The organism is Streptomyces sp. NPDC006925, from assembly GCF_042869575.1.
Classification (GTDB): Bacteria; Actinomycetota; Actinomycetes; order Streptomycetales; family Streptomycetaceae; genus Streptomyces.
In genome coordinates this window covers 71,642-86,442 of record NZ_JBIAGB010000008.1, presented here as the reverse complement: position 1 = coordinate 86,442, position 14,801 = coordinate 71,642, and the positions used below count along the sequence as shown (strand labels likewise).

The window sequence follows — 14,801 nt, the reverse complement described above, 5'->3', positions numbered from 1 at the left end:
GGCGCGGGCGCGTACCCGCCGCCGGCGGTACCGGTTCCGTTCACGAGCGCAGCTCCTTCCCCGTCAGTTCCAGGAAGACGTCCTCCAGCGTTCTGCGCTCCACCGAGATCCGGTCGGGCAGGACGCCGTTCTGCGCGCACCAGGACGTCACGGTCGCCAGGAGCTGCGGGTCGACCGTGCCGGTGAGCCGGTAGCTGCCCGGGCTGAGCTCGGCCGCGCCGGTCTGCGGGGGCAGTGCCTTGAGCAGCGACTTCAGGTCGAGCCCCGGGCGTCCGGTGAAGCGCAGGGTGTTCTCCGCGCCGCCCCGGCACAGCTCCTCGGGGGAGCCCTGGGCGATGACCCTGCCGCCGTCGACGATGGCGACGTCGTCGGACAGCTCCTCGGCCTCGTCCATGGCGTGGGTGGTCAGCAGCACCGTCACCCCGTCGGCGCGCAGCTCGCGCACCAGGTCCCAGGTGGCGTGCCGGGCCTGTGGGTCGAGCCCGGCGGTCGGCTCGTCCAGGAAGACCAGCTCGGGGCGCCCCACCAGGGCCAGTGCGAGACCGAGCCGCTGCTGCTGGCCGCCGGAGAGCCTGCGGTAGGGGGTGCGGCCGCAGCCGCCAAGGCCGAGGCGTTCGATCAGTGCCGGCACCTCCAGCGGGTGCGCGTGCAGTGCCGCCATGTGGCGGAGCGTCTCCTCGGCTCTGGCCGTGGGGTAGATACCGCCGCTCTGGAGCATCACCCCGATCCGGGGCCGCAGCTCGGCGCCCTGGGCGATCGGGTCGAGGCCGAGCACCCGCACGGTGCCGGAGTCCGGCCGGCGGTAGCCCTCGCAGGTCTCGACGGTGGTGGTCTTACCCGCTCCGTTGGGGCCGAGGAACGCGGTGACGGTGCCCCGTGCGACGGTCAGGTCGAGCCCGTCGACGGCGGTCCTGCTGCCGTACCGCTTCACCAGCCCGGCGACCTCCACAGCCGCTGAACTTCGCATGCAGGGCAGTCTAGGGAGCGGGCCGCGGCGCCCCTGCGGCGGGCTGCGGCGGACGCGGGCCCGCCGGTTAGGTCAGCCTTACGTGATGCACTCCATCGGGGCTGGTCAGAGCTGTCGCTTGCCCGGGTCGGCGGAATTAAGCAACAATGACGTTGTGAAAAAGAGGGACCAGGCTCGGGAGCACCGACCGATGGCCGCACCGGCCACCGGCGGAACCGCGTCGGGTCCCTCGGCGCAGGATGAACAGCACGGCACGAGGAACAAGGTCGCTCGCTCCGTCCTGGACCACGGCCCCTCCACCGCGGCCGAACTGGCGCTGCGGCTGGAGCTGACCCAGGCGGCAGTCCGCCGCCATCTGGACGCGCTCGTGGCCGAGGGCGTCGTGGAGCCCCGCGACAAGCGGGTCTACGGCTCGCGCGGCCGGGGCCGCCCGGCCAAGGTCTTCGCCCTGACCGACTGCGGGCGGGACGCCTTCGATCAGGCGTACGACGAGCTGGCCGCGGACGCCCTGCGCTGGATCGCCCGGACCGCCGGGGACGGCGAGGCCGGGGAAGCCGCGGTCGCGGCCTTCGCGCGCGCCCGGGTGGAGGCGCAGGCGGAGAAGTACCAGGAGGCCCTGGAGCGGGTCGCGCCCGAGGACCGGGTGCGGGCCCTGGCGCAGGCGCTGACCGCGGACGGGTACGCTGCCACCGCGCGTGACGCGCCCGCGCAGGTCGGCGAGCAGCTCTGCCAGCACCACTGCCCGGTGGCCCACACGGCCGAGCAGTTCCCCCAGCTGTGCGAGGCGGAGACGGAGGTCTTCTCCCGGCTGCTGGGCACGCACGTCCAGCGGCTGGCGACCATCGCGCACGGCGACGGAGTGTGCACGACGTTCATCCCCAGGACACACCCGCACCCCGAGACCGCCGCGGCCCAGCCCCCGGCAGCCAGGAACCCCGCACGACCACCGAAGACCAGCAACGCCACCAACGCGAACGACGCCGGGAGGAACCCCGCATGACCGCTCCTACGGAGACTGCTCACCCTGAGCTCGAGGGGCTGGGCAAGTACGAGTACGGCTGGTCCGACTCCGACGCCGCGGGCGCAACCGCGAAGCGCGGCCTCTCCCAGGATGTCGTCCGCGACATCTCGGAGAAGAAGAACGAGCCCGACTGGATGCTCAAGCTGCGCCTCAAGGGGCACAAGCTCTTCGAGAAGAAGCCGATGCCCAACTGGGGCTCGGACCTGTCGGGCATCGACTTCGACAACATCAAGTACTTCGTGCGGTCCACCGAGAAGCAGGCGCAGTCCTGGGAGGACCTGCCCGAGGACATCAAGAACACCTACGACAAGCTCGGCATCCCGGAGGCGGAGAAGCAGCGCCTGGTCGCCGGTGTCGCCGCGCAGTACGAGTCGGAGGTCGTCTACCACCAGATCCGCGAGGACCTGGAGAAGCAGGGCGTCCTCTTCCTGGACACGGACACCGCGCTGCGCGAGCACCCCGAGCTGTTCCAGGAGCACTTCGGCACCGTCATCCCGGCCGGCGACAACAAGTTCGCCGCGCTGAACACGGCGGTGTGGTCGGGTGGTTCCTTCATCTACGTGCCGCCGGGCGTGCACGTCGACATCCCGCTCCAGGCCTACTTCCGGATCAACACCGAGAACATGGGTCAGTTCGAGCGGACGCTGATCATCGTCGACGAGGACGCCTACGTGCACTACGTCGAGGGCTGCACGGCGCCGATCTACGACTCGGACTCGCTGCACTCGGCCGTCGTCGAGATCATCGTCAAGAAGGGCGGCCGCTGCCGCTACACGACGATCCAGAACTGGTCGAACAACGTCTACAACCTGGTCACCAAGCGCGCTGTGGCCTACGAGGGCGCGACCATGGAGTGGGTGGACGGCAACCTCGGCTCCAAGGTGACGATGAAGTACCCGGCGGTCTACCTCATGGGTGAGCACGCCAAGGGCGAGACGCTGTCCGTCGCCTTCGCGGGCGAGGGCCAGCACCAGGACGCGGGCGCCAAGATGGTCCACATGGCCCCCCGCACCTCCTCGAACATCGTCTCGAAGTCGGTGGCCCGCAGCGGCGGCCGGACCTCCTACCGGGGGCTCATCGAGATCGGTGAGGGCGCCGAGGGCTCCAAGTCCAACGTGCTGTGCGACGCGCTGCTGGTGGACACCGTCTCGCGCTCCGACACCTACCCCTACGTCGACGTCCGCGAGGACGACGTGACGATGGGCCACGAGGCGACCGTCTCCAAGGTCAGCGACGACCAGCTCTTCTACCTGATGAGCCGCGGTCTGTCCGAGGACGAGGCCATGGCGATGATCGTGCGCGGCTTCGTCGAGCCGATCGCCAAGGAGCTGCCCATGGAGTATGCGCTGGAGCTGAACCGGCTGATCGAGCTGCAGATGGAAGGAGCGGTCGGCTGACGCCGCCCGCCCCCGTTCCGAGTCATCCGTGACCCCTTCTCCGACCAGGTGAGTGAGCCGAAGGGGGCGCCGGTGCCGAAAGGGAGAACGCGCGCGGGTCCCGGATGACGAGGGAGCGAGCACGATCGAACGTCGGCACCGGGCCCGAGCCCCCGGAGGCGGGCGCACACAAAGAGGCAGAAAGCGAGCAACACGACAGCCATGGCTGAGGCCCAGAACATCCCCGTCGGTTCCAACACCACGGGATCCATCGCGGTGGCCGCAGAGTCCACCACCGCCACCAGGATGAGCGCCCCGCCGTCCTTCGACGTGGCGGACTTCCCGGTGCCGCACGGCCGCGAGGAGGAGTGGCGCTTCACTCCTCTGGACCGGCTCAAGGGCCTGCACGACGGTACGGCGCAGGCGACCGGCTCGGTCAAGACCGAGGTGTCCGCGCCGGACGGGGTCACCGTCGAGAAGGTGTCGCGGGACGACGCGCGCATCGGCCGCGCCGGCAAGCCGGTGGACCGGGTGGCGGCGCAGGCGTTCTCCGCGTTCGAGAAGGCCAGTGTCATCTCGGTGCCCAAGGACGCGGTGCTGACCGAGCCGGTGCGGGTCTCCCTGCACGGCGAGGGCGGCGTGACCTACGGCCACACCGTCTTCGACATCGGCGCCTTCGCCGAGGCCGTCATCGTCATCGACCACACCGGTGACGCGGTGCGCTCGGCCAATGTCGAGTTCGTGCTCGGCGACGGCGCCAAGGTGACCGTCGTCTCCGTGCAGGACTGGGACGACACCGCCGTGCACTGCTCGCAGCACAACGCGCTGGTGGGCCGGGATGCGACCTTCAAGTCGGTCGTGGTCACCTTCGGCGGCGACCTGGTGCGGCTCAACCCCCGGGTCAGCTACGGCGGCCCGGGAGCCGAGGCCGAGCTGTACGGCCTGTACTTCACCGACGCCGGGCAGCACCAGGAGCACCGGCTGCTCGTCGACCACGACACCCCCAACTGCCGCAGCAACGTCGCCTACAAGGGCGCGCTCCAGGGCGACGACGCGCACGCGGTGTGGATCGGTGACGTGCTCATCCAGGCGGCGGCCACCGGCACCGACACCTACGAGCTGAACCGCAACCTGGTGCTCACGGACGGCTCGCGCGTCGACTCGGTGCCCAATCTGGAGATCGAGACCGGCGAGATCGTCGGCGCCGGGCACGCCTCGGCGACCGGCCGTTTCGAGGACGAGCAGCTCTTCTACCTGATGGCGCGCGGCATCTCGGAGCGCGAGGCGCGCCGGCTGGTGGTGCGCGGCTTCTTCGCCGAGCTCGTCCAGCAGGTCGGCATTCCGGACGTGGAGGAGCGCCTCATCGCCCGGATCGAGGCGGAGCTGGAGGCGTCGGTCTCATGAGCGAGAGCTTCGTCAGGGCCGCCTCGCTGGGCGACCTGGAGGAGGACACCCCGCTGCGGGTGGAGCTGGACGGCGTCCCGGTCTCCCTCGTGCGCACCGAGGGTGACGTGTTCGCCATCAACGACATCTGCTCGCACGCCAACGTGTCGCTCTCGGAGGGCGACGTGGAGGACTGCACCATCGAGTGCTGGCTGCACGGCTCCCGCTTCGACCTGCGCACCGGCAAGCCCTCCGGGCTGCCCGCCACCCGCCCCGTCCCCGTGTACCCCGTCAAGATCGAAGGAGACGGCCCCGATGCGGCAGTGCTCGTCTCCGTCACACAGGAGTCCTGAAGTCCCCATGGCAACGCTTGAGATCAACGACCTGCACGTCTCCGTCGAAACTGAGGGCGGCCCCACCGAGATCCTGCGCGGCGTCGACCTGACCGTGAAGCAGGGCGAGACGCACGCGATCATGGGGCCGAACGGCTCCGGCAAGTCCACGCTGGCCTACTCGCTGGCGGGACACCCGAAGTACACCGTCACCAGCGGCTCCGTGAAGCTCGACGGCGAGGACGTCCTGGAGATGTCCGTCGACGAGCGCGCCCGCGCGGGTGTCTTCCTCGCCATGCAGTACCCGGTCGAGGTCCCGGGTGTCTCCGTCTCCAACTTCCTGCGCACCTCCGCCACCGCCATCCGCGGTGAGGCCCCCAAGCTGCGTACCTGGGTCAAGGAGGTCAAGGAGGCCATGGAGCGCCTCTCGATCGACCCGAAGTTCGCCGAGCGCAACGTCAACGAGGGCTTCTCCGGCGGTGAGAAGAAGCGGCACGAGATCCTGCAGCTGGAGCTGCTGAAGCCGAAGATCGCGATCCTGGACGAGACCGACTCCGGCCTGGACGTGGACGCGCTGCGCGTCGTCTCCGAGGGCGTCAACCGAGTCCGGGAGACCGGCGATGTGGGCACCCTCCTGATCACGCACTACACCCGCATCCTGCGCTACATCAAGCCCGACCACGTGCATGTCTTCGCCAACGGGCGGATCGCCGAGTCCGGCGGTGCCGAGCTGGCCGACAAGCTGGAGGAAGAGGGCTACGAGGAGTACGTGAAGGGTGGTGCCACTGCGTGACACAGCTCCCGGGTCTGCTGGACACCGAGGCGATCCGTAAGGACTTCCCGATCCTGGACCGCCTGGTGCACGACGGGCAGAAGGTCGTCTACCTGGACAACGCCGCCACCTCGCAGAAGCCGACGCAGGTGCTCGACGCCCTCGCCGACTACTACGAGAAGCACAACGCCAACGTCCACCGTGGCGTGCATGTGCTGGCCGAGGAGGCCACGGCGCTGTACGAGGGCGCGCGCGACAAGGTCGCCGCGTTCATCAACGCGCCCAGCCGTGACGAGGTGATCTTCACCAAGAACGCCTCGGAGTCGCTCAACCTGGTGGCCAACATGCTCGGCTGGGCAGATGAGCCCTACCGTGTCGAGCGGGACACCGAGATCGTCATCACGGAGATGGAGCACCACTCCAACATCGTTCCGTGGCAGCTGCTCTCGCAGCGCACCGGCGCGAAACTGAAGTGGTTCGGCCTCACCGACGAGGGCCGGCTGGACATGGCCGGGGTCGAGGAGCTGATCACGGAGCGCACCAAGGTGGTCGCGCTCACGCTCGTCTCCAACATCATGGGCACCTTCAACCCCGTCGAAGAGATCGTGCGACGGGCGCAGGAGGTCGGTGCTCTGGTCGTGGTGGACGCCTCGCAGGCGGCCCCGCACATGGTGCTGGACGTGCAGGCGCTCCAGGCCGACTTCGTGGCCTTCACCGGCCACAAGATGTGCGGCCCCACCGGCATCGGCGTGCTGTGGGGGCGCCAGGAGCTGCTCAACGACCTGCCGCCGTTCCTCGGCGGCGGGGAGATGATCGAGACCGTCACGATGCACTCGTCGACGTACGCTCCGGCGCCGCACAAGTTCGAGGCGGGCACCCCGCCGATCGCGCAGGCGGTCGGGCTCGGTGCCGCCGTCGACTACCTCAGCGCGATCGGTATGGACCGGATCCACCAGCACGAGCAGGCACTGACGGAGTACGCGGTGCGCAAGCTCCAGGAGATCCCGGACCTGCGGATCATCGGCCCCGCCACGGCCGAGGACCGCGGTGCCACGATCTCCTTCACGCTGGGTGACATCCATCCGCATGATGTCGGCCAGGTGCTGGACGAGCAGGGCATCGCGGTGCGGGTGGGCCATCACTGCGCCCGCCCGGTCTGCCTGCGGTACGGAATTCCTGCCACCACGCGAGCGTCGTTCTATCTGTACTCCACGCCCGCCGAGGTGGACGCCCTGGCGGACGGGCTGGAACACGTACGGAATTTCTTCGCTTAGGGGCTGTCGGTGAAGCTGGACTCGATGTACCAGGAAGTCATCCTGGACCACTACAAGCATCCGCATGGACGCGGGCTGCGCGACGGCGATGCCGAGGTGCACCACGTCAACCCGACGTGCGGTGACGAGATCACCTTGCGTGTGCGGTACGACGGCGACACCATCGAGGATGTGTCGTACGAGGGCCAGGGCTGTTCCATCAGCCAGGCCAGCGCCTCGGTGCTGAACGAGCTGCTGGTCGGCAAGGAACTGCCCGAGGCCCGCAGGATCCAGGAGACGTTCCTGGAGCTGATGCAGTCCAAGGGTCAGCTCGAGCCGGACGACAGCATGGAGGACCTGCTGGAGGACGCCGTGGCGTTCGCCGGGGTCTCGAAGTACCCGGCGCGGGTGAAGTGCGCGCTGCTGAGCTGGATGGCGTGGAAGGACGCGACATCGAAGGCGTTCAGCGGGGCGGACGCGAGCGCGCAGGAGCCGGGGGAAGCCGACTCGGCCAAGGAGAAGACGGCATGACCGAGATGACCACCAAGCCCGCGAGCGAGGAAGAGGTCCGCGAGGCGCTCATGGACGTCGTCGACCCGGAGCTGGGTATCGACGTCGTCAACCTCGGCCTGATCTACGGGATCCACGTCGACGACGCGAACATCGCCACCATCGACATGACGCTCACCTCGGCGGCCTGTCCGCTGACCGACGTCATCGAGGACCAGGCGCAGTCCGCGACCGAGGGCATCGTCAACGAACTCAAGATCAATTGGGTCTGGATGCCCCCGTGGGGCCCCGACAAGATCACCGACGACGGGCGTGAGCAGCTCAGGGCGCTGGGCTTCAACGTCTGAGCGCTCCGGCAGCTGTTCCGCGTACGGCGGGCGACGGCCGCGCACCCTCGGGGTGCGCGGCCGTTCGCATGGTCGGAACTTTTTTGTGTACGGCCGTACGCAACGTTGTGTACGCTCGTACGCATGACGTATGTGACGCTGGCGGCGGCGATTCTCGCGGAGGTACTGGGGACGACCGCGATGAAGTACAGCGAGGGCTTCAGCAAACTGGTGCCCTCGCTGCTGACGGCGGCCGGCTATCTGGTGGCGTTCGTGCTCCTCGCGCAGACGCTCAAGAGCATGTCCGTGGGGACCGCCTACGCCATCTGGTCCGGTGCGGGGACGGCGGCGATCGCGCTGATCGGCATGGTGTTCATCGGCGAGTCGGTCACCGCCGCGAAGATCCTCGGCCTGCTGCTGGTGATATGCGGAGTCGTGGTGCTCAACCTGGGAGGCGCGCACTGATGGGACGGCGATACGACCCCGAGCGGCGGCAGCGGATCATCGACGCCGCGATCCGGCTGGTCGAGCTGAAGGGCATCTCGGCACTCAGCCACCGCTCGGTCGCGGCCGAAGCGGACGTGCCGCTCGGCTCCACCACCTACCACTTCGGGAGCCTGGACGATCTGCTCGTCGCGGCGCTCCAGCAGGTCACCTGCGGGCCGCAGTCCGAGATCGAGACCTGGGACCGGGAACTGTCCGGCCAGGAATCCCTGCTGGACGTGATGGTGCGCATCCTGGAGGAATACGCCTCGGGAGCGCACGGACGCATCCGGCTGGAGTACGAGCTCTACCTCGCCGCCCTGCGCCGCCCGCCGCTCCAGCCGGTCGCGGCCGCCTGGATCGACGACTGGGTCGAGGTCGTCGGCCGGCACACCGCGGACCCGGCCACGGCCCGGGCGCTGGCGGCGCTGATCGACGGACTGCTGCTGCAGATCCTGCTCACCGACCGCCCCTTCGACCGGACGGAGGTCCGCTCGGCGCTCGCCCGGGTGCTCGGCGATCCGGGCCCGGCCGCGGACGGTGAGCGCTCCTAGCCCCGACCGGCCCGTGGACCGGTTCGTCATCGCCCGCCGGATCCGGATAGCGTTCGAGGTATGACCGACGCACCCACTCCCCGCACCACCGGCGCCGTCGCCGCCGGCCTCGCCACCGTCGCCGATGGCACGGTCCTGGACACCTGGTTCCCCAGCCCGGAGCTCGTCGCGGAGCCCGGCCCGGCGGGCAGCGAGCGGCTGAGCGCCGAGCGCGCCGCCGAGCTGCTCGGCAGCGCCGCGCCGCAGGCACTCGGGGAGGACCCGCGCCGCGGCGTCGAGATCGTCGCCGTCCGCACGGTCATCTCTTCCCTGGACGACAAGCCGCTGGACGCGCACGACGTGTATCTGCGCCTGCACCTGCTCAGCCACCGCCTGGTACGCCCGCACGGCCTCAGCCTCGAAGGGCAGTTCGCGCACCTGGCCAATGTCGCCTGGACCAACCTGGGTCCGGTACCGGTGGACAAGGTCGAGGAGGCCCGGCTCGCCGCCCGCGCCTCGGGCGCGCACCTGGCGGTGACCAGCGTGGACAAGTTCCCGCGGATGACCGACTACGTGGTTCCCAAGGGCGTCCGGATCGGCGACGCCGACCGGGTCCGGCTGGGCGCGCACCTCGCCGAGGGCACCACCGTCATGCACGAGGGCTTCTGCAACTTCAACGCCGGCACCCTGGGCACCTCCATGGTCGAGGGCCGGATCAGCGCGGGCGTCGTCCTCGGCGACGGCACCGACCTGGGCGGCGGCGCCTCGATCATGGGCACTCTCTCCGGCGGCGGCAAGCAGGTCGTCTCCATCGGCGAGCGCTGCCTGATCGGTGCGGAGGCGGGCATCGGGATCTCGCTCGGCGACGACTCGGTCGTCGAGGCCGGCCTCTATGTCACGGCCGGTACCCGTGTCACCCTCCCGGACGGGAAGATCGTCAAGGCGCTGGAGCTGTCCGGCGCGAACAACCTGCTCTTCCGCCGCAACTCGGTCACCGGCGCCGTCGAGGCCCTGCAGCGCAGCGGCTCGTGGGGCGGCCTGAACGAGGCGCTGCACAGCCACAACTGAGGCCCGCCCGCGCGCCTGCGCCGCCGCGCCACCGCTGGAGCGGGGCGCGGCGGCGCGGCGTCACAACTGCGCAACCGATCGGGAGGGCGGCGGGCGCACCCGTCCCGCACCCGGGCCCGCAGGCCGTAGGCTTGCCATATGCGTGATCTTGGGGCCGGGCTGCGGTACTTGGGGCAGGGACAGCGGTGGGTGCTCACCCACGGGCGGTGGTTCGGATTCGGGCTGCTGCCCGCGCTGATCACCCTCGTCCTCTACGCGGCGGCCCTCGTCGCGCTCGGCTTCTACGCCGACGACCTGGCCGCCTGGGCCACGCCCTTCGCCGACGACTGGGACGCCACGGGCCGTGCCCTGACCCGCGGTGTCTTCGCGATCATGCTGTGGTGCGCCGTGCTGATGCTGGCCGTGGTGACGTTCGCGGCGGTCACCCTGCTGATCGGCGAGCCCTTCTACGAGAAGCTCTCCGAGCGGGTCGAGGAGAGCGAGGGCGGACTGCCCGAGCAGGTCGTCGACCAGCCCCTGTGGCGGGAGCTGTGGACCTCGCTGTGCGACAGCGCCTACGTGCTCTTCCGCACGCTGCTGTTCACGGTCCCGCTCTTCTTCCTCGGCTTCGTCCCGGTGATCGGGCAGAGCGTCGTCCCGGCACTCGGCTTCTGCGTCGCGGGATTCTTCCTCACCCTGGAACTCGCCTCCGTCGGGCTGCAGCGCCGGGGCGTTCCGGTGCGGGAGAGGCTGGCGATGCTGCGCCGGCGCAAGGCCCTCGCGCTGGGCTTCGGAGTGCCGCTGGCGCTGGCCTTCCTGGTGCCGCTGCTCGCCGTCCCGCTGATGCCGGGTGCCGTGGCGGGCGCGACCCTGCTGGTGCGGGACCTGACCGGAACCCGGCCCGGCCCCGGCGCCCCCGGCGCGGCGCCCGGTGCGGGGGCGCCGCCCCACGGCCCGGCCGGCCGCCCGGGCCCGGTCCCCGGAGCGCCGGGCTCCCCGTACGGCACCCCTCCGGCACCGCCCCACGGCGCACCGGGGGCACCGCCCCGCGGCGTGCCCGGGGCGCCCCCGCACGGCGGACAGCCCGCTGTTCCACCACCGTACGGGCCCCGGGGCGGCAAGCCGCCCCGGCGGGCCTGACCGTCCCGCCGGTGCGCGGCGGGACGGGGACACCGAGCGCTCCGCCCCGCAGCGGCCCGGGGCGGGGCTGCTCGACCGCGTCGGTTCAGCGGCGCGTGATCCGGACCACCGACGGATCGTGGTCACTGATCTGGTCGGCGAACTCCGCGTTGATGTGGACGATGTCGTACTCGGGCCGCCCGGCGCCCGGGCTGGTCAGCAGATGGTCCAGGGTCTGGGAGTTGCCGTTGTAGACGTAGCCGTAGCGCTCGTCGCGGGGCAGCCGGTCGAGCGGGCTGGTCAGCGCGTGGCCCGAGCGCAGCGTGCGCAGGGCGGGGGAGAAGGGGAAGTCGTTGAAGTCGCCGCCCGCCACGACCACGGCCTTCGGGTCGACGTCGCGCAGCGTGCGCACGAAGCCGTTGACCACCTCGGCCTGCGTGACGCGCTGCTGCTCCGAGTGCCGGGCGGGCGGCTGGAAGCGGCCCTCCATCGGCTGGTCGCCGCCCTTGGAGCTGAAGTGGTTGGCGACCACGAAGACCGTGCGGCCCCGGAAGCGGAACTCGCCCGCCAGAGGCTTGCGGCTGTCCTCCCAGGCGGCGTCCCGCGGTGCGATCCGGCCCGGTGAGGCGGACAGCGCGGGCTCGCCGCCCCGCTCCAGGACCCGCACCGGGGTCGTGGCGTCGCCGCCGGGCCGGTCGGTGAAGGACACCCGGGCGGGGTTGTAGAGGAAGGCCACGCGGATGTTTCCGCCGGGCTGGCCGCCGTCCGCCTTGTCCTCCGGGTCGATCTGGCGCCACGCGTAGGAGGGTCCGCCCGCCTCGCGGATGGCCTCGGTCAGCTTCGTGAGCGTCCGGTCCGCGCCGACCGTGCCGTCGTCCTGCGGCCCCGAGTCGTCCTGGACCTCCTCGACGGTGACGATGTCGGGGGAGGAGAGGTTGGTGACCAGGCCCTCGGCCAGCCGCTCGAACTTGGCGGGCTCGGAAGCGGGGGAGAGGTTCTCGACGTTGTACGTCGCCACGGCCAGTTCGTTCCGGCGCTGCCTGCGGGTCCGTTCGCGCTCCAGTCCGTTGTCCCGGTGCTCGCCCAGTGCGGTGGCGCGCAGCGTGTAGCCGCCGTACTGCTCGTAGTCCAGCGGGCCTTCGGTGGTGCCGCGCAGCGCGTCGCCGACGTCGGCCTCCGGGAAGGGGTGCGTGTCGAGGGGGAGCAGCGAGGAGATCTTCATCCGGGCGCCGTTGCGGTCCTCGTAGGAGCCGTAGAGGGTGCCGCCGCGCGAAGTCGGGTGCTGGTCCGGGTCGGTGGTCACCCACAGGTCGTGGTAGCGGCTGGTGGGGCCGGTGACCCGCACGTCGTGCACCGCGACGCGCATGCCCTCCAGCGACTCGTAGCGGTCCAGCGCGTAACGGCCCGGCCGCAGCGGCCGGTCCTCGATGCTGCCTCCCCCAAATCCTCCGGATCCGGGGGGACCCCCATCCGCGTCCGGCGCGTACGCCTCCGGTACCGAGCGCGCGGTGAGCCGGACAGCCCTCGGCAGCCTCCCGCGCGGGCGGTGGCCGGTGGTCCGCCAGGTGGCACCGCTCAGCTCGGTGACCGACTGGTTGCCCGCCTCCTTGCCGCCCGGGTAGTACTCCTGCACCTTCCCGGTGACCCGCAGCGCGTCACCGACCTCGACTCCGGGGCTCTTTCCCCCGGTGTAGACGTAGATCCCCTCGCTGGTGGCCCGGTCGCGGTCGGGGTGCGGGTCCTGCAGCCAGAAGCCGCGGGCCGCACCGAAGTCGCGGACCCCGGTGACGATGCCGGGTACCCCGGTGACCTCCCGGCCCGCGAGCGGGGAGAGCCGGGTGCGGCCCTGGATGTCGTGGATGCGGGGAGCGTGCGCGGAGTCGGTGCCGGGCGCGTCGGCGGCCCCGGCGGACGAGGGCAGCACGAGCAGCCCGCAGCAGGCGGCGGCGACGGCCGCCGGTGCGGTCCGGAGCCGCCGGAACGGCGTGCGGGGCCGCGGCGAGGAGCGGGGCGGCAGGAATGGCGAGCGGAACGGCACCTGGGCCTCCGGGGTGTATGGGGGAGCGCGTACGGCGGTACGCGGGCATTCTCTACGCGCGTAAAGCATGGCGGGCCGACGTCAGTTGTCAAGGTCGTGACAGTTCGGCCAACTCCTTCGCCGCATCCCTTCGGGCTAGAGGAACGTCGGACCGCGGTGCACGCCGGCAGGTGATCCTGGTCCTTGTGCCGTGGATGCCGATGCGGGCGGCCGGCTCAGCCGGAGTGGGGTGGCGTTCCACGGGCCCGCCGCGCGCGAATCGGGTGACCGGTCGGGTGAGCCCCGGCCGGCCGTGCTGCTCGGTCCCGGCGAGTCGGTCAGCCGCTTCGGACCGCCGGCGACCGGGCCGGACGGCTCGCACGGTGTCGTCCACGACGGCTTCCGCACCCGGGAGCCGGATGCGGTGGCGGTTGATTTCTCGAACGCGCCGGTGAGGACCACCTGCCTCCAAGTCGGCTGCAGGGTCCGCACGCTGAGCGTGAGTCACCCTGGAAATGTATCGCAAACTTATATAAGCTCGTGCTTGATCGCGTGCCGGAGCCCCGTCCGGGACCCGGCCTGCATTGCACCTCGGCGCAACGGCGCGTCAAAGACTTCTAGAGCGCTAGGTGAGGAACACGCCCATGACTGTGCGAATCGGCATCAACGGCTTCGGACGCATCGGTCGCAACGTCTTCCGTGCGGCGGCTGCGCGGGGCTCGGAGCTGGAGGTCGTCGCTGTCAACGACCTCGGTGACGTGCCCACGATGGCCCATCTGCTCGCCTACGACTCGATCCTGGGCCGCTTCCCCGAGGAGGTGGCCGCCGAACCGGGCGCCATCCGCGTGGGGGACCGGACGGTCAAGGTTCTCGCCGAGCGCGATCCCGGCAACCTGCCCTGGGGCGACCTCGGAGTGGACATCGTGATCGAGTCCACCGGCATCTTCACCGACGCCGCGAAGGCGCGTTCACACGTTGAAGGCGGCGCGAAGAAAGTTCTCATCGCCGCGCCGGCCAAGGACGAGGACATCACGGTGGTCCTGGGGGTCAACGACGGTGACTACGACCCCGAGCGGCACACCATCATCTCCAACGCCTCCTGCACCACCAACTGCCTGGGTGTGCTGGCGAAGGTGCTGCACGACGCCGTCGGCATCGACAGCGGCATGATGACCACGGCCCACGCCTACACACAGGACCAGAACCTCCAGGACGCCCCGCACAAGGACCTGCGCCGGGCCCGGGCCGCGGCCATGAACATCGTGCCCACCTCCAGCGGCGCCGCCAAGGCCATCGGCCTCGTCCTGCCGGAGCTCGCCGGCCGGATGGACGCCTTCGCACTGCGGGTGCCCGTGCCGACCGGCTCGGTCACCGACCTCACGGTCACCACCCACCGCGGTACCACGGTGGACGAGGTGAAGGAGGCGTACGCGGCGGCGGCCTCGGGACCGTACAAGGGCGTGCTGTCCTACACGGACGCGCCGTTGGTCAGCAGCGACATCGTGGGCGACCCGGCCTCCTGCGTGTTCGATGCCGGGCTCACCCGGGTGTCCGGCCCGCAGGTCAAGGTCGTCGGCTGGTACGACAACGAGTGGGGCTACTCGAACCGCCTCATCGACCTGGCACTGCTCGTCGGATCGTCTCTGTAGTCACCAGCCCGAC

At 70.7% G+C, this 14,801-nt stretch carries 15 protein-coding genes; 13 read left to right on the top strand and 2 right to left on the bottom strand.

Going from position 1 to position 14,801, the window contains the following annotated elements; genetic code table 11:
• Positions 1 to 40: 40 nt before the first annotated feature.
• A complete protein-coding gene (locus ACFYNS_RS13710; protein WP_360296894.1) occupies positions 41 to 967 on the bottom strand; it encodes an ABC transporter ATP-binding protein in 927 nt (308 codons plus the stop codon).
• Between the two features lie 190 nt (positions 968 to 1,157).
• Between ACFYNS_RS13710 and ACFYNS_RS13705 the strand changes: the two genes are divergently transcribed.
• The 12 genes from ACFYNS_RS13705 (at position 1,158) to ACFYNS_RS13650 (ending at position 11,143) form a co-directional block, all read left to right on the top strand.
• The gene (locus tag ACFYNS_RS13705) at positions 1,158 to 1,967 is read left to right on the top strand and encodes an ArsR family transcriptional regulator (RefSeq protein ID WP_360296897.1); all 810 of its coding nucleotides are present in this window, start codon (positions 1,158 to 1,160) and stop codon (positions 1,965 to 1,967) included.
• Entirely contained in the window at positions 1,964 to 3,385 is a 1,422-nt protein-coding gene (sufB, locus tag ACFYNS_RS13700) for a Fe-S cluster assembly protein SufB (RefSeq protein ID WP_360296900.1), read from the top strand. Before ACFYNS_RS13705 ends, sufB begins: the two co-directional genes overlap by 4 nt.
• 201 nt (positions 3,386 to 3,586) lie before the next feature.
• Complete coding sequence (gene sufD / locus ACFYNS_RS13695; protein ID WP_360296903.1) at positions 3,587 to 4,768, top strand: Fe-S cluster assembly protein SufD; 1,182 nt, start codon at positions 3,587 to 3,589, stop codon at positions 4,766 to 4,768.
• The gene (locus ACFYNS_RS13690) at positions 4,765 to 5,100 is read left to right on the top strand and encodes a non-heme iron oxygenase ferredoxin subunit (RefSeq protein WP_360296906.1); all 336 of its coding nucleotides are present in this window, start codon (positions 4,765 to 4,767) and stop codon (positions 5,098 to 5,100) included. Before sufD ends, ACFYNS_RS13690 begins: the two co-directional genes overlap by 4 nt.
• Before the next feature lie 7 nt (positions 5,101 to 5,107).
• Positions 5,108 to 5,872 carry a Fe-S cluster assembly ATPase SufC gene (gene sufC, locus ACFYNS_RS13685; protein WP_360296909.1) on the top strand — a complete coding sequence of 255 codons (765 nt, stop codon included), beginning with the start codon at positions 5,108 to 5,110 and terminating at the stop codon, positions 5,870 to 5,872.
• On the top strand, positions 5,869 to 7,125 hold the full coding sequence (locus tag ACFYNS_RS13680) for a cysteine desulfurase (protein ID WP_276474695.1): 1,257 nt from the start codon (positions 5,869 to 5,871) through the stop codon (positions 7,123 to 7,125). The genes sufC and ACFYNS_RS13680 overlap by 4 nt, the downstream gene beginning before the upstream one ends.
• A gap of 9 nt (positions 7,126 to 7,134) precedes the next feature.
• A complete protein-coding gene (gene sufU, locus ACFYNS_RS13675; protein WP_276474694.1) occupies positions 7,135 to 7,635 on the top strand; it encodes a Fe-S cluster assembly sulfur transfer protein SufU in 501 nt (166 codons plus the stop codon).
• Entirely contained in the window at positions 7,632 to 7,961 is a 330-nt protein-coding gene (locus ACFYNS_RS13670) for a metal-sulfur cluster assembly factor (RefSeq protein ID WP_027759495.1), read from the top strand. The genes sufU and ACFYNS_RS13670 overlap by 4 nt, the downstream gene beginning before the upstream one ends.
• Positions 7,962 to 8,084: 123 nt before the next feature.
• The gene (locus ACFYNS_RS13665) at positions 8,085 to 8,405 is read left to right on the top strand and encodes a multidrug efflux SMR transporter (RefSeq protein WP_360296913.1); all 321 of its coding nucleotides are present in this window, start codon (positions 8,085 to 8,087) and stop codon (positions 8,403 to 8,405) included.
• Positions 8,405 to 8,977 (top strand): TetR family transcriptional regulator, encoded by a 573-nt coding sequence (locus ACFYNS_RS13660; RefSeq protein ID WP_360296916.1) that lies wholly within the window; start codon positions 8,405 to 8,407, stop codon positions 8,975 to 8,977. The genes ACFYNS_RS13665 and ACFYNS_RS13660 overlap by 1 nt, the downstream gene beginning before the upstream one ends.
• A 60-nt stretch (positions 8,978 to 9,037) precedes the next feature.
• Positions 9,038 to 10,024, top strand: coding sequence for a 2,3,4,5-tetrahydropyridine-2,6-dicarboxylate N-succinyltransferase (dapD, locus tag ACFYNS_RS13655; protein WP_360296919.1), 987 nt, complete (start codon positions 9,038 to 9,040; stop codon positions 10,022 to 10,024).
• Positions 10,025 to 10,162: 138 nt separating this feature from the next.
• Positions 10,163 to 11,143 (top strand): EI24 domain-containing protein, encoded by a 981-nt coding sequence (locus ACFYNS_RS13650; protein WP_388602750.1) that lies wholly within the window; start codon positions 10,163 to 10,165, stop codon positions 11,141 to 11,143.
• An 85-nt stretch (positions 11,144 to 11,228) separates the two neighbouring features.
• Here the strand turns inward: ACFYNS_RS13650 and ACFYNS_RS13645 are convergent, their stop codons facing one another.
• Positions 11,229 to 13,160 carry an endonuclease/exonuclease/phosphatase family protein gene (locus tag ACFYNS_RS13645; protein ID WP_388602748.1) on the bottom strand — a complete coding sequence of 644 codons (1,932 nt, stop codon included), beginning with the start codon at positions 13,158 to 13,160 and terminating at the stop codon, positions 11,229 to 11,231.
• A 623-nt stretch (positions 13,161 to 13,783) separates the two neighbouring features.
• Between ACFYNS_RS13645 and gap the strand changes: the two genes are divergently transcribed.
• Entirely contained in the window at positions 13,784 to 14,788 is a 1,005-nt protein-coding gene (gene gap / locus ACFYNS_RS13640; RefSeq protein ID WP_388602745.1) for a type I glyceraldehyde-3-phosphate dehydrogenase, read from the top strand.
• The last annotated feature ends 13 nt before the right edge of the window (positions 14,789 to 14,801 follow it).

Excerpts from the sequence above, each read along its gene's own strand:
- sufD (WP_360296903.1), top strand. The coding sequence starts at position 3,587 with ATGGCTGAGGCCCAGAACATCCCCGTCGGTTCCAACACCACGGGATCC.
- gap (WP_388602745.1), top strand. The coding sequence starts at position 13,784 with ATGACTGTGCGAATCGGCATCAACGGCTTCGGACGCATCGGTCGCAAC.
- ACFYNS_RS13665 (WP_360296913.1), top strand. The coding sequence starts at position 8,085 with ATGACGTATGTGACGCTGGCGGCGGCGATTCTCGCGGAGGTACTGGGG.
- ACFYNS_RS13710 (WP_360296894.1), bottom strand. The coding sequence starts at position 967 with ATGCGAAGTTCAGCGGCTGTGGAGGTCGCCGGGCTGGTGAAGCGGTAC.
- sufB (WP_360296900.1), top strand. The coding sequence starts at position 1,964 with ATGACCGCTCCTACGGAGACTGCTCACCCTGAGCTCGAGGGGCTGGGC.
- ACFYNS_RS13690 (WP_360296906.1), top strand. The coding sequence starts at position 4,765 with ATGAGCGAGAGCTTCGTCAGGGCCGCCTCGCTGGGCGACCTGGAGGAG.
- sufC (WP_360296909.1), top strand. The coding sequence starts at position 5,108 with ATGGCAACGCTTGAGATCAACGACCTGCACGTCTCCGTCGAAACTGAG.
- ACFYNS_RS13650 (WP_388602750.1), top strand. The coding sequence starts at position 10,163 with ATGCGTGATCTTGGGGCCGGGCTGCGGTACTTGGGGCAGGGACAGCGG.
- ACFYNS_RS13705 (WP_360296897.1), top strand. The coding sequence starts at position 1,158 with ATGGCCGCACCGGCCACCGGCGGAACCGCGTCGGGTCCCTCGGCGCAG.
- dapD (WP_360296919.1), top strand. The coding sequence starts at position 9,038 with ATGACCGACGCACCCACTCCCCGCACCACCGGCGCCGTCGCCGCCGGC.
- ACFYNS_RS13660 (WP_360296916.1), top strand. The coding sequence starts at position 8,405 with ATGGGACGGCGATACGACCCCGAGCGGCGGCAGCGGATCATCGACGCC.
- ACFYNS_RS13670 (WP_027759495.1), top strand. The coding sequence starts at position 7,632 with ATGACCGAGATGACCACCAAGCCCGCGAGCGAGGAAGAGGTCCGCGAG.